Genomic DNA, 13290 nt, shown 5'->3' with positions numbered 1-13290 from the left:
TTCGTGCATGATCAGTGAGGCCCCTCGACCTTCATGGCGGGGAGGCGTCACTGACCACCGAAGGAGATGGCGTTGTCCATCTGGGAAATACTCGCCGTCTTCGCGGCCGGAGTCGGAGCGGGCACGATCAACACGATCGTCGGCTCCGGCACCCTGATCACCTTCCCCGTCCTGCTCGCCACCGGCCTCCCCCCGGTCACCGCGACCGTGTCCAACGCCCTGGGCCTCATCCCCGGCTCCATCAGCGGAGCCATCGGCTACCGCAAGGAACTGACCGGCCAGCGCCGCCGCATCATCAAACTGAGCATCGGAGCCGCCGTCGGCGGCCTCACCGGAGCGACCCTCCTGCTCGCGCTGCCCTCCACGGCCTTCGAGACGATCGTCCCGGTCCTGGTCGCGCTGGCGCTCGTCCTGGTGATCCTGCAACCACGCATCAGCAAAGCCGTCCAGCGCCGCCGTGAGCACACCGGCACCGCGCCCCGCACCGACGGCGGCCCGCTCCTCTTCGTCGGCCTGATGCTCGCCAGCGTCTACGGCGGCTACTTCACCGCCGCCCAGGGAATCATCTACCTCTCCCTGATGGGCATGCTGCTCGACGACACGATGCAGCGCCTCAACGCCGTCAAGAACGTCCTGGCCGCCGTGGTCAACACCATCGCCGCGCTGTTCTTCCTCTTCGTCGCCCACTTCGACTGGACGGCCGTCCTCCTCATCGCGGTCGGCTCGGCCATCGGCGGCCAGATAGGCGCCAAGGTCGGCCGCCGCCTCAGCCCCACCGTCCTGCGTGCCCTCATCGTGGCCGTCGGCACGGTGGCCATCGTCCAGCTGCTGCTCCGCTGACACACGTGGGCCCGCCCCCTCACAGGGACGGGCCCACGCATACATCACCAGACGTACACCGACTACGTCACAGCTCCCCGCGACCGCATCGCACGACCGCCGCCATGCCCTACGCGGCCGCTGCCCGGTCCAGCCACTCGGGCAGCTCCGCCCGGTCGCCGGCCCCCATCGCCAGCAGCATCGCCTCGGCGGGGGAGGGGACGAACGGCTGCTTCAGCAACGGCATCTCCGCCTGCTCCGGCGTCCGGGCCGCCTTGCGGTGGTTGTCCTCGGCGCAGGAGGCCACCGTGTTCAGCCAGGTGTCCTGCCCGCCCTGGGCACGCGGCACCACGTGGTCGACGGTGGACGCCCGCCGCCCGCAGTACGCGCACCGGTGCTGGTCCCGTATCAGCACACCCCTTCTGGACCACGGTGCCTGTCTTCGGAACGGCACCCGTACGTACCGGCAGAGCCTGATCACCCGGGGCGCGGGAATGTCCACGGCGGCACCACGCATACGGAGCTCGGGATGCGACTGCTCGACGACGGCCTTGTCCGTCAGGATCAGGACCACCGCACGGTTGAGCGTCACTGTCGACAGCGGCTCGAAGCTCGCGTTGAGAACCAGCGTGTCACGCATCCTGCCCACCTCCCGTGTGCCGCCCGCCCCCTGGCAGGCCCGGATCAACTCTGGCTGGGCAGGCCGCGATGGACAACGCAATAAAAAAATGCCCTGCTCTGATCTCTCCAAGACCAGAGCAGGGCAAACAGCAAACGAACTACTCGTCGGCCCGGCCGTCGGCGGGAGCCTGGTACTCACCGATCAGCTGCGCACGCCCGAGTGTGTGGAACCGCAGGTTGAACCCGACCACCGCGGGCGAGGAATCACTGTCGATCCCGAGCTTCTCGGTGTCCACCGCGTAGACGGTGAACACATACCGGTGCCGTTCCCCGGTCGGCGGCGCGGCACCGCCGAACTCCTTGGAGCCGTAGTCGTTACGGACCTGAACGGCGCTCTCGGGCAGCCCCTTGAACTCACCGCCGCCCGCACCCGCCGGCAGTTCGGTCACCGACACCGGGAGATCGAAGAGCACCCAGTGCCAGAACCCGCTGCCTGTGGGGGCGTCCGGGTCGAAACACGTCACGGCGAAGCTCTTGGTCCCCTCGGGGAAACCCTCCCACCGCAGCTGCGGCGAAACGTTCCCACCCGCAAGCACCTGGGCATCGCCCAGCACGGCCCCCGGCGCGAGATCGTCGCTCACCACCGTGAACGCCGGAACCTCCGGATGGAAGTCGTGCGGGAGCGGGGCCCTCTTCGGCTCGGTCACGTCTGGCACCTCTCCTGATCGGTTCCTCTGCCTTCCGGCCCGACTCTAGAGGGGACGACGGCAGTTCGACGACAGGCCGTCCTAGAGCCAGTTGCGCTGTCCGCCGACCTGGGCGAGCCACTGGTTGAGGTACGCCGCCCAGTCGGTCTGCTGGTAGTCGTGCAGCCCCACCTTGAACGCGCGGTAGGAGTCGCTGCCCTCGCTGAACAGTCCCGGCTTCTTGTCCATCTCCAGGATGACGTCCATCTCGCGGTCGTCGGCGACGAACGTCAGCTCCACCTGGTTCAGCCCGCGGTACTGCGTCGGCGGGATGAACTCGATCTCCTGGTAGAACGGCAGCCGCTGACGCGTACCGCGGATGTGCCCGCGCTCCATGTCCGCGCTGCGGAAGCCGAAGCCCAGCTGGCCGAAGGCGTTCAGGATGGCCTCCTGCGCCGGCAGCGGGTGCACGTTGATCGGGTCCAGGTCACCGGAATCCAGCGCGCGGGCGATCTCCAGCTCGGTGGTCACCCCGATGTTCATCCCGCGCAGCTGGTGGCCGCCGAACATCGTGATCGGCGTCTCCCACGGAATCTCCAGGCCGAACGGCACGACGTGCACCGCGCCGGGCTGCACCTCGAACGCGCCGCCGAGGTTCAGCTTGGTGAACTCGATGTCCTGCTTGGTCTCCTGGTCCCCGCTCTCGACCTCGACCCGCGCCTGGAGCCCGACGTTCAGTCCCTCGATCTGCTGGGCGACCGAACCGCCCTGGATCCGCACCTCGCCCTGGACGACCCCACCGGGGACGACGTTCACCTCGGTGAGCTCGGTCTCCACCGAGGCACCGCCGGCACCCATGCTCGCGAGCAGCCGCTTGAAGCCCATAGTCACTCCTTCTAGGTCCTGACCCCTACATACGCGCCACGACGGTAGCCGGTTCCCGTCCGGGCGATCCCAGTACCCTCGGACGCCATGACCAAGCGCCAGGACCGCACCCCACTGACACGCGACTTCTTCGACCGCTCCGTACTGGAAGTCGCCCCCGACCTCCTGGGCCGCACGCTCGTCCGACGTGCCGAGGAGGGCACGATCGAGCTGCGCCTGACCGAGGTGGAGGCGTACGCGGGCGAGGTCGACCCGGGCTCGCACGCCTTCCGGGGCCGTACCGCCCGCAACGGCGTGATGTTCGGTCCGCCCGGTCACACGTACGTCTACTTCACGTACGGGATGTGGCACTGCCTCAACCTGGTCTGCGGTCCGGAAGGCCGGGCGAGCGGGGTCCTGCTCCGAGCCGGCGAGATCGAGCTCGGCGCCGGCCTGGCCCGCCACCGACGCGTATCGGCCCGCAACGACAAGGAACTGGCCAAGGGCCCGGCCCGTCTCGCCACCGCCCTCGACGTCGACCGCGACCTGAACGGCAGCGACCTCTTCGACGGCCCCGCCCCGGCCCTGTCCGTACTGCACGGCACTCCGCCACCCCGTGATCTCGTACGCAGCGGCCCCCGCACCGGGGTGGGCGGCGACGGGGCCCACCAGCCGTGGCGCTTCTGGATCGAGGGTGACCCCACCGTCAGCCCGTACCGCGCCCACGCACCGCGCCGTCGGCCGAGCCGCAAGGCGACTTGACGCACCTTCGGTGGACGCCTAATGTAGTCCGAGCCGCTTGACACGGGTACCGCTGTCGGCACGGTCCATCGGACCGCACCGAGCCACCCGAAGTGGCCAAACCACTACCTACGATTCACCCTGGCGGGTGTGAATTCGGCGTGCCCGCAATTCGCCCCATCAGCTCGATTATGAGCTGCCAAGGGAATCGGCTAACGTAGTGGACACGCCGAAAGGCAAGGCCACTCCACAGGCCACCGGAAATCGAATTCGGACCGGAAACGGAACGAAAAGAGTCTGGTAAAGTTGGAACCGCCGGAAAGGGAAAACGCGAAAGCGAAGAACCTCGAAAGCGCCCCGCTTCGACCGGGAATCGGACACGAAAGAGTCTGATAGAGTCGGAAACGCAAGAACGAAGGGAAGCGCCCGGAGGGCCCCGGTGAAACGGGACCGAAGGAAGCGTCCGTTCCTTGAGAACTCAACAGCGTGCCAAAAGTCAACGCCAGATATGTTGATACCCCGGCCTGCTTCGGCAGGTTGGTGGTTCCTTTGAAAGTCCTGCCGTTCCGCTCCTTGTGGGTGGCGGTAGGCAATACACAGCGAGGACGCTGTGAACAACGGGTCTTATTCCGACCGGTTGTTCCGCTCTCGTGATGTGTGCACCCGATTACGGGTAAACATTCACGGAGAGTTTGATCCTGGCTCAGGACGAACGCTGGCGGCGTGCTTAACACATGCAAGTCGAACGATGAAGCCGCTTCGGTGGTGGATTAGTGGCGAACGGGTGAGTAACACGTGGGCAATCTGCCCTTCACTCTGGGACAAGCCCTGGAAACGGGGTCTAATACCGGATAACACTCTGTCCCGCATGGGACGGGGTTAAAAGTCCGGCGGTGAAGGATGAGCCCGCGGCCTATCAGCTTGTTGGTGGGGTAATGGCCTACCAAGGCGACGACGGGTAGCCGGCCTGAGAGGGCGACCGGCCACACTGGGACTGAGACACGGCCCAGACTCCTACGGAGGCAGCAGTGGGGAATATTGCACAATGGGCGAAAGCCTGATGCAGCGACGCCGCGTGAGGGATGACGGCCTTCGGGTTGTAAACCCTTTCAGCAGGGAAGAAGCGAAAGTGACGGTACCTGCAGAAGAAGCGCCGGCTAACTACGTGCCAGCAGCCGCGGTAATACGTAGGGCGCAAGCGTTGTCCGGAATTATTGGGCGTAAAGAGCTCGTAGGCGGCTTGTCACGTCGGATGTGAAAGCCGGGCTTAACCCCGGGTCTGCATTCGATACGGGCTAGCTAGAGTGTGGTAGGGAGATCGGAATTCCTGGTGTAGCGGTGAAATGCGCAGATATCAGGAGGAACACCGGTGGCGAAGGCGGATCTCTGGGCCATTACTGACGCTGAGGAGCGAAAGCGTGGGGAGCGAACAGGATTAGATACCCTGGTAGTCCACGCCGTAAACGTTGGGAACTAGGTGTTGGCGACATTCCACGTCGTCGGTGCCGCAGCTAACGCATTAAGTTCCCCGCCTGGGGAGTACGGCCGCAAGGCTAAAACTCAAAGGAATTGACGGGGGCCCGCACAAGCAGCGGAGCATGTGGCTTAATTCGACGCAACGCGAAGAACCTTACCAAGGCTTGACATATACCGGAAAGCATCAGAGATGGTGCCCCCCTTGTGGTCGGTATACAGGTGGTGCATGGCTGTCGTCAGCTCGTGTCGTGAGATGTTGGGTTAAGTCCCGCAACGAGCGCAACCCTTGTTCTGTGTTGCCAGCATGCCCTTCGGGGTGATGGGGACTCACAGGAGACTGCCGGGGTCAACTCGGAGGAAGGTGGGGACGACGTCAAGTCATCATGCCCCTTATGTCTTGGGCTGCACACGTGCTACAATGGCCGGTACAATGAGCTGCGATGCCGCGAGGCGGAGCGAATCTCAAAAAGCCGGTCTCAGTTCGGATTGGGGTCTGCAACTCGACCCCATGAAGTCGGAGTTGCTAGTAATCGCAGATCAGCATTGCTGCGGTGAATACGTTCCCGGGCCTTGTACACACCGCCCGTCACGTCACGAAAGTCGGTAACACCCGAAGCCGGTGGCCCAACCCCTTGTGGGAGGGAGCTGTCGAAGGTGGGACTGGCGATTGGGACGAAGTCGTAACAAGGTAGCCGTACCGGAAGGTGCGGCTGGATCACCTCCTTTCTAAGGAGCATCTAGACCCTGTTAAAGGGGTCCAGAGCCACTACGTCGGCAAATGTTCGACGGTGGTCAGCTCATGGGTGGAACGTTGACTATTCAGTACCTGGTGGTTCAGCCGGGACGCGAGTACTGCTCCTCGGAGCGTGGAAAGCGAACCGAATGAATTCCGGGTACTGGGCGCGCTGTTGGGTGTCTGAAGGTACGGCCGAGAGGCTGCCTTCGACGCCGGCCCCAGTGAACTCGTCCTGTTTGGGCGGGGTGATGGGTGGCTGGTCGTTGCTTGAGAACTGCACAGTGGACGCGAGCATCTGTGGCCAAGTTTTTAAGGGCGCACGGTGGATGCCTTGGCACCAGGAACCGATGAAGGACGTGGGAGGCCACGATAGTCCCCGGGGAGCTGTCAACCAAGCTTTGATCCGGGGGTTTCCGAATGGGGAAACCCGGCAGTCGTCATGGGCTGTCACCCGCTGCTGAACACATAGGCAGTGTGGAGGGAACGAGGGGAAGTGAAACATCTCAGTACCCTCAGGAAGAGAAAACAACCGTGATTCCGGGAGTAGTGGCGAGCGAAACTGGATGAGGCCAAACCGTATGCGTGTGATACCCGGCAGGGGTTGCGCATTCGGGGTTGTGGGATCTCTCTTTTACAGTCTGCCGGCTGTGAGACGAGTCAGAAACCGTTGATGTAGGCGAAGGACATGCGAAAGGTCCGGCGTAGAGGGTAAGACCCCCGTAGCTGAAACATCAGCGGCTTGTTTGAGAGACACCCAAGTAGCACGGGGCCCGAGAAATCCCGTGTGAATCTGGCGGGACCACCCGCTAAGCCTAAATATTCCCTGGTGACCGATAGCGGATAGTACCGTGAGGGAATGGTGAAAAGTACCGCGGGAGCGGAGTGAAATAGTACCTGAAACCGTGTGCCTACAAGCCGTGGAGCGTCGCACAAGGACTTGTCCTTGTGTCGTGACTGCGTGCCTTTGAAGAATGAGCCTGCGAGTTAGCGGTGTGTAGCGAGGTTAACCCGTGTGGGGAAGCCGTAGCGAAAGCGAGTCCGAATAGGGCGTTTGAGTTGCACGCTCTAGACCCGAAGCGGAGTGATCTAGCCATGGGCAGGTTGAAGCGGAGGTAAGACTTCGTGGAGGACCGAACCCACCAGGGTTGAAAACCTGGGGATGACCTGTGGTTAGGGTGAAAGGCCAATCAAACTCCGTGATAGCTGGTTCTCCCGAAATGCATTTAGGTGCAGCGTCGTGTGTTTCTTGCCGGAGGTAGAGCACTGGATAGGCGATGGGCCCTACCGGGTTACTGACCTTAGCCAAACCCGAATGCCGGTAAGTGAGAGCGCGGCAGTGAGACTGTGGGGGATAAGCTCCATGGTCGAGAGGGAAACAGCCCAGAGCATCGACTAAGGCCCCTAAGCGTACGCTAAGTGGGAAAGGATGTGGAGTCGCAGAGACAACCAGGAGGTTGGCTTAGAAGCAGCCACCCTTGAAAGAGTGCGTAATAGCTCACTGGTCAAGTGATTCCGCGCCGACAATGTAGCGGGGCTCAAGCGTACCGCCGAAGTCGTGTCATTCCAGCATGTACCAACGGGGCTGGGATGGGTAGGGCGTCGTGTGCCGGGTGAAGCAGCCGCGGAAGCGAGTTGTGGACGGTTCACGAGTGAGAATGCAGGCATGAGTAGCGATACACACGTGAGAAACGTGCGCCGATTGACTAAGGGTTCCTGGGTCAAGCTGATCTGCCCAGGGTAAGTCGGGACCTAAGGCGAGGCCGACAGGCGTAGTCGATGGACAACCGGTTGATATTCCGGTACCCGCTTTGAAACGCCCAGTACTGAATCAGGCGATGCTAAGTCCGTGAAGCCGGCCCGATCTCTTCGGAGTTGAGGGTAGTGGTGGAGCCGATGAACCAGACTTGTAGTAGGTAAGCGATGGGGTGACGCAGGAAGGTAGTCCAGCCCGGGCGGTGGTTGTCCCGGGGTAAGGGTGTAGCCCGTGTGGTAGGTAAATCCGTCACACGTTAAGGGTGAGACCTGATGCCGAGCCGATTGTGGTGAAGTGGATGATCCTATGCTGTCGAGAAAAGCCTCTAGCGAGTTTCATGGCGGCCCGTACCCTAAACCGACTCAGGTGGTCAGGTAGAGAATACCGAGGCGTTCGGGTGAACTATGGTTATGAACTCGGCAAAATGCCCCGTAACTTCGGGAGAAGGGGCCATCACCGGTGATAGCACTTGCTGCTTGAGCTGGGGGTGGCCGCAGAGACCAGCGAGAAGCGACTGTTTACTAAAAACACAGGTCCGTGCGAAGCCGTAAGGCGATGTATACGGACTGACGCCTGCCCGGTGCTGGAACGTTAAGGGGACCGGTTAGCTGACTTTCGGGTTGGCGAAGCTGAGAACTTAAGCGCCAGTGAACGGCGGTGGTAACTATAACCATCCTAAGGTAGCGAAATTCCTTGTCGGGTAAGTTCCGACCTGCACGAATGGCGTAACGACTTCTCGACTGTCTCAACCATAGGCCCGGTGAAATTGCACTACGAGTAAAGATGCTCGTTTCGCGCAGCAGGACGGAAAGACCCCGGGACCTTTACTATAGTTTGATATTGGTGTTCGGTTCGGCTTGTGTAGGATAGGTGGGAGACTTTGAAGCGGCCACGCCAGTGGTTGTGGAGTCGTCGTTGAAATACCACTCTGGTCGTGCTGGATGTCTAACCTGGGTCCGTGATCCGGATCAGGGACAGTGTCTGATGGGTAGTTTAACTGGGGCGGTTGCCTCCTAAAGAGTAACGGAGGCGCCCAAAGGTTCCCTCAGCCTGGTTGGTAATCAGGTGTTGAGTGTAAGTGCACAAGGGAGCTTGACTGTGAGACCGACGGGTCGAGCAGGGACGAAAGTCGGGACTAGTGATCCGGCAGTGGCTTGTGGAAGCGCTGTCGCTCAACGGATAAAAGGTACCCTGGGATAACAGGCTGATCTTCCCCAAGAGTCCATATCGACGGGATGGTTTGGCACCTCGATGTCGGCTCGTCGCATCCTGGGGCTGGAGTCGGTCCCAAGGGTTGGGCTGTTCGCCCATTAAAGCGGTACGCGAGCTGGGTTTAGAACGTCGTGAGACAGTTCGGTCCCTATCCGCTGTGCGCGTAGGAATATTGAGAAGGGCTGTCCCTAGTACGAGAGGACCGGGACGGACGAACCTCTGGTGTGCCAGTTGTCCTGCCAAGGGCATGGCTGGTTGGCTACGTTCGGAAAGGATAACCGCTGAAAGCATCTAAGCGGGAAGCCTGCTTCGAGATGAGTATTCCCACCCCCTTTGAGGGGTTAAGGCTCCCAGTAGACGACTGGGTTGATAGGCCAGATGTGGAAGCCCGGTAACGGGTGGAGCTGACTGGTACTAATAGGCCGAGGGCTTGTCCTCAGTTGCTCGCGTCCACTGTGTTGTTCCCGGGTTGCGAACAGTTGTCGCACCGGTTGAACAGTTTCACTACTTAATTGAAGAGTGTGCTTGTTCGCTAGAACCCGATAGGGTTTCGGTGGTCATTGCGTTAGGGAAACGCCCGGTTACATTCCGAACCCGGAAGCTAAGCCTTTCAGCGCCGATGGTACTGCAGGGGGGACCCTGTGGGAGAGTAGGACGCCGCCGAACAATCTTTCAAGGACCCCTGGTCCCAGCGTTCATGCTGGGACCAGGGGTCCTTTTGTTTTTCCCGAAGCGCGTCGGATGGTCGGCTGCGCGAGAATGTCTGTGGTACCCGAAGACAGGAGTCACACCCATGTCCACCAACTCTCCCGACGATCGTCCGGAGCGCGAGCCGCGTCGCCGGGACGGCGGTGACGGGGGCGGTTACCGCGGTGGTCGTGACGACCGGTCCGGTTCCGGCGCACCTCGACGCGACAACGACCGTGGCGGCTTCCGTCGCGACGACAACAGGCCCTCCGGCGGTGGCTCCGGCGGCGGTTTCCGTCGTGACGACCGGGACCGCGACCGTGGCCCGCGTCGTGACGACAGCCGGCCGACCGGTGGTGGCTTCCGTCGTGATGACAACCGGGGTGGTGGCTCCGGCGGCGGTTTCCGTCGTGATGACAACCGGGGCGGCGGTTCCGGTGGTGGGTTCCGTCGTGATGACCGGGATCGGGATCGTGATCGTGGGCCGCGTCGTGATGATGACCGTGGTGGGTACCGGGGTGGTCAGCAGCGTGATGACCGCGGTGGCCGTCCCGGTGGTGGCTTCGAGCGGCGCGACGACCGGCCGCGCGGTCCGCGTCGCGACGACGACCGCCCCTCCGGTGGTGGCTTCCGTCGTGACGACAGCCGGCCCTCTGGTGGTGGCTTCCGTCGTGACGACAACCGGCCCTCTGGTGGTGGCTTCCGTCGCGATGACAACCGGCCCTCTGGTGGTGGCTTCCGTCGCGATGACAACCGCGGTGGCGGTGGCTTCCGGCGTGACGACAACCGCGGTGGTGGCTTCGAGCGGCGTGACGACCGGCCGCGCGGTCCGCGTCGTGACGACGACCGGCCCTCCGGCGGTGGGTTCCGTCGTGATGACCGTGATCGGGATCGTGATCGCGGGCCGCGTCGTGATGACGACCGTGGTGGGTACCGGGGTGGTCAGCAGCGTGATGACCGGGGTGGCCGTCCCGGTGGTGGCTTCGAGCGGCGCGACGACCGGCCGCGCGGTCCGCGTCGCGACGACGACCGCCCCTCCGGTGGTGGCTTCCGTCGTGATGACAACCGTGGTGGTGGTTCCGGCGGTGGCTTCCGTCGTGATGACAACCGGGGCGGCGGTTCCGGTGGTGGGTTCCGGCGTGATGACCGTGATCGTGATCGTGGGCCGCGTCGTGATGACGACCGTGGTGGGTACCGGGGTGGTCAGCAGCGTGATGACCGCGGTGGCCGTCCCGGTGGTGGCTTCGAGCGGCGCGACGACCGGCCCCGTGGCCCCCGTCGCGACGACAACCGTGGTGGTGGCTCCGGTGGCGGCTTCCGCCGTGACGACAACCGGGGCGGATACCGCGGCGGTCAGCGCGACGACCGGGACCGTGGTGGGTTCCGTCGTGACGACCGGGACAGGGACCGGGACCGTGAGCCGATCAAGCGGCTGCCGATCCCGGACGACGTCACGGGCGACGAGATCGACAAGGACGTACGCCAGGAGCTCATGAGCCTGCCGAAGACCCTTGCCGAGGACGTCGCGCGCAACCTCGTCATGGTGGCCCGGCTGATCGACGAGGACCCCGAGGAGGCGTACGCGTACTCCCGGATCGCCCTTCGGCTCGCGTCCCGTGTCGCCGCCGTGCGTGAGGCGGCCGGGTTCGCGGCGTACGCGACGCAGAAGTACGCCGAGGCGCTCGCCGAGTTCCGGGCGGCCCGGCGGATGACCGGGTCCGTGGACCTGTGGCCCGTCATGGCGGACTGCGAGCGCGGGCTCGGGCGGCCCGAGCGGGCGATGGCCATGGCCGGAGACCCCGAGGTGCAGAAGCTGGACAAGGCCGGGCAGGTCGAGATGCGGCTGGTGGCCGCCGGGGCGCGTCGTGACATGGGTCAGATCGACGCGGCCATCGTGACGCTCCAGAGCTCCGAGCTGGCTTCCAACTCCGTACAGCCGTGGACGCCGCGTCTTCGCTACGCGTACGCGGACGCCCTGCTGGAGGCGGGCCGCGAGGACGAGGCGCGGGAGTGGTTCGGGAAGGCGCTGGAGGCGGACAAGGACGGTTCCACCGACGCGTCGGACCGGCTCGCCGAGCTCGACGGCGTCGAGTTCGTCGACGTCCTCGGTGACGATGACGATGACGCGGCCGACGAGGTCGCGCCCCGTGCCGAGGACCGGTCCGATGCTCGTGAAGACGAGGACGACGAGGACGACGAGGACGACGTCGACCTGGATGGTCCGGCTGACGGTTCGGCCAAGGCTTAGCGGCTGACGAAGAGGGGCGGCACTCCGACCGGAGTGCCGCCCCTCTTTTTTCGTTCTGCTTCGTTCTTCTTCGTGTCCGGGGCTTCCACCCGACGGGTCAGTCGAGGGTGAGGCTCCGCATGACCAGGCCCGTGGCCGGCTTCGGGCCGAACGACGTCGACTTGCGGGGCATGGTGACGCCCTGCCGGGCCAGGTCCCGGACGACCTCTTCGCGTACGGGATGCATCAGGACCGCCGTGGCGCCGAGGCGTTCCGCCTGTTCGACGGCGGCCGCGGTGTCGTGGATGTAGCCGATGTGCTCGGGCGCGTCGGGGATCTTCCACACGTCGTCGAGCAGCGCGGAGTGCAGGACCGTCGCGTCCAGGGTGCGCCAGGCGTCGGGGCGGTCCGTCCGGACGGTACGGGCCAGCAGGGCCGGGTCGGGGCGGTCCACCAGGTGGAAGCCGCCGTCGCCGGCGAGAAGGAACGCGTTGCCCCCGGCCGCCGCCTCGGCCAGGGCGTCGAGAGCCCGGGAGAGCGGCCCCTCGACCTGCTGGACGCGGAAGAGGCCGGTGAGCGCTTCCAGGGCCCGGGCGACCGGCAGCCCGCGCAGGAGCCGGTGGATGGCGCGGACCTGGAGCGGGTGGCGGGCCGTGTCGACGAGGAGGACGAGGCCGTAGTCCCACGGCCCCGGCGCGGTCCGTTCCCGCTGGAGCCGGAGATAGGTGGCCCAGCGGTGGTGGCCGTCCGCGATCAGAGCCTGGTGCCGGGCGAGGTCTGTCTCGATCTCGCCGCGCTCGGCAGGGTCCGTCACGGCCCAGAGCCGGTGCCGGAAGCCGTCCTCCGTCGTGGTGGCGAGCAGCGGCTCCCGCAGAACCGTGCGCTCGATCACCGCGCCCGCCCCGGTCGGCGTCCCCTCGTCGCCGCGGTAGGTCAGCAGCAGCGGTTCCAGGTGGGCCCCTGTCGTACGCATCAGCTCCGCGCGGTCCGCGACGACGTCGTCCATGACGTCCTCGTGGGGCAGCACGATGCCGTCGGCGGCGGGGGAGAGGGCCAGGGCGCCGATCAGGCCCCGCTGGAGGATCTCGTCGTTGCGCTGCTCGTAGACGTACAGCACGGGTTCCGGGTCCGGGGCGATGACCCCCTCGGCCTGCCAGCGCTCCAGGGTGGCGGCCGCCTGCCGGTGGCGGTCCCGCGCGGTGTCGGCCTGAGGGAGGATGAGGCGCACGATGTTGTGCGGATCCGCGGACTCCAGGTGGTGCAGCCCGTCGGGCCGGACGACCACGTCGTACGGGGGCGAGGTCACGGCGGCAAGGCTGCCGACCCGCTCGGGGACGTAACGCAGTCCGCGGAACGGGATCAGCCGCAGCCCCTGGTCGACGGGACCTGAAGTGTTCATCAGGGCATCGTATGTGTGCAGGGGGCATACGCGATGATCGGGGCAGATGCAGAGCAAAGAGGAGCGAGT

At 64.5% G+C, this 13290-nt stretch carries 8 protein-coding genes and 3 rRNA genes; 7 read left to right on the top strand and 4 right to left on the bottom strand.

From position 1 onward, the window contains the following. Positions 1 to 72 precede the first annotated feature (72 nt). Entirely contained in the window at positions 73 to 840 is a 768-nt protein-coding gene (locus KV381_RS06770; RefSeq protein ID WP_030088548.1) for a sulfite exporter TauE/SafE family protein, read from the top strand. 109 nt (positions 841 to 949) lie between these two features. Here the strand turns inward: KV381_RS06770 and KV381_RS06765 are convergent, their stop codons facing one another. From KV381_RS06765 to KV381_RS06755, 3 genes are all read right to left on the bottom strand, one after another. After that, on the bottom strand, positions 950 to 1459 hold the full coding sequence (locus KV381_RS06765) for an HNH endonuclease (protein WP_030088546.1): 510 nt from the start codon (positions 1457 to 1459) through the stop codon (positions 950 to 952). A 139-nt stretch (positions 1460 to 1598) separates the two neighbouring features. Next, on the bottom strand, positions 1599 to 2147 hold the full coding sequence (locus KV381_RS06760) for a YbhB/YbcL family Raf kinase inhibitor-like protein (RefSeq protein WP_086779471.1): 549 nt from the start codon (positions 2145 to 2147) through the stop codon (positions 1599 to 1601). An 81-nt stretch (positions 2148 to 2228) separates the two neighbouring features. Further along, the gene (locus KV381_RS06755; RefSeq protein ID WP_030088542.1) at positions 2229 to 3011 is read right to left on the bottom strand and encodes a sporulation protein; all 783 of its coding nucleotides are present in this window, start codon (positions 3009 to 3011) and stop codon (positions 2229 to 2231) included. 87 nt (positions 3012 to 3098) lie between these two features. Between KV381_RS06755 and KV381_RS06750 the strand changes: the two genes are divergently transcribed. The 6 genes from KV381_RS06750 to KV381_RS06725 all read left to right on the top strand — a co-directional run bounded on the left by KV381_RS06750 (position 3099) and on the right by KV381_RS06725 (position 11843). Next, a complete protein-coding gene (locus KV381_RS06750) occupies positions 3099 to 3752 on the top strand; it encodes a DNA-3-methyladenine glycosylase (protein WP_086779470.1) in 654 nt (217 codons plus the stop codon). A 659-nt stretch (positions 3753 to 4411) separates the two neighbouring features. Beyond that, positions 4412 to 5933 (top strand): 16S ribosomal RNA (locus KV381_RS06745). 309 nt (positions 5934 to 6242) lie between these two features. Beyond that, a 23S ribosomal RNA gene (locus tag KV381_RS06740) occupies positions 6243 to 9346 on the top strand. Between the two features lie 111 nt (positions 9347 to 9457). Further along, positions 9458 to 9574, top strand: a 5S ribosomal RNA gene (gene rrf, locus KV381_RS06735). The 16S, 23S and 5S rRNA genes sit together here, the layout of an rRNA operon. A gap of 341 nt (positions 9575 to 9915) precedes the next feature. Further along, positions 9916 to 11091: a hypothetical protein gene (locus tag KV381_RS06730; RefSeq protein WP_218784899.1), complete on the top strand. Its 1176-nt coding sequence runs from the start codon at positions 9916 to 9918 to the stop codon at positions 11089 to 11091. Beyond that, complete coding sequence (locus tag KV381_RS06725; RefSeq protein WP_218784897.1) at positions 11088 to 11843, top strand: tetratricopeptide repeat protein; 756 nt, start codon at positions 11088 to 11090, stop codon at positions 11841 to 11843. The genes KV381_RS06730 and KV381_RS06725 overlap by 4 nt, the downstream gene beginning before the upstream one ends. A gap of 97 nt (positions 11844 to 11940) precedes the next feature. Here KV381_RS06725 and KV381_RS06720 read toward each other — a convergent pair whose 3' ends face one another. Next, positions 11941 to 13221 carry a DUF1015 domain-containing protein gene (locus KV381_RS06720; protein WP_030085859.1) on the bottom strand — a complete coding sequence of 427 codons (1281 nt, stop codon included), beginning with the start codon at positions 13219 to 13221 and terminating at the stop codon, positions 11941 to 11943. Between the last annotated feature and the right edge of the window lie 69 nt (positions 13222 to 13290).

Source organism: Streptomyces sp. WY228 (assembly GCF_019287315.1).
Lineage (GTDB): Bacteria > Actinomycetota > Actinomycetes > Streptomycetales > Streptomycetaceae > Streptomyces > Streptomyces caviscabies.
Note: the sequence above shows the minus strand (reverse complement) of the source record. Positions and strands in the feature narration are given on the sequence as shown.

What these genes read in the sequence shown, in the direction of transcription:
- KV381_RS06765 (WP_030088546.1), bottom strand. Translation starts at nt 1,459, where the DNA reads ATGCGTGACACGCTGGTTCTCAACGCGAGCTTCGAGCCGCTGTCGACA.
- KV381_RS06755 (WP_030088542.1), bottom strand. Translation starts at nt 3,011, where the DNA reads ATGGGCTTCAAGCGGCTGCTCGCGAGCATGGGTGCCGGCGGTGCCTCG.
- KV381_RS06750 (WP_086779470.1), top strand. Translation starts at nt 3,099, where the DNA reads ATGACCAAGCGCCAGGACCGCACCCCACTGACACGCGACTTCTTCGAC.
- KV381_RS06725 (WP_218784897.1), top strand. Translation starts at nt 11,088, where the DNA reads ATGAGCCTGCCGAAGACCCTTGCCGAGGACGTCGCGCGCAACCTCGTC.
- KV381_RS06720 (WP_030085859.1), bottom strand. Translation starts at nt 13,221, where the DNA reads ATGAACACTTCAGGTCCCGTCGACCAGGGGCTGCGGCTGATCCCGTTC.